The sequence below is a fragment of the Nocardia sichangensis genome (assembly GCF_047200615.1).
Lineage (GTDB): Bacteria > Actinomycetota > Actinomycetes > Mycobacteriales > Mycobacteriaceae > Nocardia > Nocardia sichangensis.
In genome coordinates this window covers 1-1,489 of record NZ_JBJZOK010000101.1, presented here as the reverse complement: position 1 = coordinate 1,489, position 1,489 = coordinate 1, and the positions used below count along the sequence as shown (strand labels likewise).

Genomic DNA, 1,489 nt, shown 5'->3' with positions numbered 1-1,489 from the left:
TCCCGCAGTTCTTCGGGTTTGACTTCGGCGCCCTCGGCCAGCACGATCGCCACCAACGGACGCTCGTCCCACTTCTGGTCCGGCACACCGATCACCGCGGCCTCGGCGACCGCCGGATGCGCGATCACCGCGTTCTCCAGATCCACCGAGGAGATCCACTCACCCCCGGACTTGATCACGTCCTTGGAGCGGTCCACCAGCGTGAGATAACCGTCGGGACTGATCTTGCCGACATCCCCGGTCCGCAACCACCCGTCGTCGAACTTCTCCGGATCGATCACCGTGCCGTCGGGCGAATAATACGACCCGGTGATCCACGGACCACGCACCTGCAACTCCCCCAACGCCACCCCGTCGTTGGGGACCACACCCTCGTCACCGACCAGACGCGCCCGCACTCCGGCCGGGAAACGACCCTGCGTCACCCGATACGCCCACTTCTGCTCCTCGGTGACCGCGGTCGCCGGCGGATGCGCCACACTACCCAACGGCGAGGTCTCGGTCATCCCCCACGCGTGCAGCACCCGCACCCCGTGCTTGTCCTCGAAGGTGCGCATCATCGACGGCGGCACCGCCGAACCACCCACCACCACCGCACGCAGATGCGTGATGTCCTGCGGGTTGGCCGCCAGCCCGGCCAGCACCCCACCCCAAATCGTGGGCACCGCCGCGGCGAAGGTCGGGCGCTGCGCGGCCATCACCTCCAACAACGGACCCGGCTGCAGGAACCGGTCGGGCATCAACAGATTCGCCCCCGCCATCAACGCCGCATACGGCAGACCCCACGCGTTCGCGTGGAACAACGGCACGATCGCCAGAATCGAATCGGTGCCGTGCAAACCCATCCCGTTGTTCGCCGCCACCTGCATCGCGTGCAACCAGTTCGACCGATGCGAATACACCACACCCTTCGGATCCCCCGTGGTACCGGAGGTGTAACACATCGCCGCGGCCGCGCGCTCGTCGATCACCGGGAACTCGTAGACCTCCGGCTGCGCACCCAACAGTTCGGTGTAGGAGTGCACCTGCACGCCCTCGGGCGCGGTGAGCGTGGCCGCGTCGCCGTTGACCACGATCACGTGGCGCACCGTGGCCAGGTGCGGCAGGATCTGCCCGAACAACGGCACCAGGCTGCCGTCCATCAGCACCACCTGATCCTCGGCGTGGTTGGCCACATACACCACCTGCTCGGGGAACAACCGGATGTTCAACGCGTGCAGCACCGCACCCATCGCGGGCACCGCGATATAGGCCACCAGATGCTCGTTGTTGTTCCACATGAACGTGCCCACCCGATCACCCACCCCGATGCCCAACCCACCCAACGCGTTCGCCAACCGCGCCGACTCCGCCCCGACCTCACGATAGGTCATGGTGCGCACGCCGGTACCCGTCCACGTGGACACGGTCGAATCCCCAGCGAACGTCGATGCGTAGCGCAGCAACGTCGCCAACGACAACGGCTCGTCCTGCATAGTGCTCAACATCG

Annotated in this window: 1 protein-coding gene; it reads right to left on the bottom strand. The window is 66.5% G+C overall.

The features are described 5' to 3' along the window. A partial coding sequence (locus ACL03I_RS39285; protein WP_412808638.1) for a long-chain fatty acid--CoA ligase occupies positions 1–1,487 on the bottom strand: 1,487 nt, incomplete at its 3' end. Between the last annotated feature and the right edge of the window lie 2 nt (positions 1,488–1,489).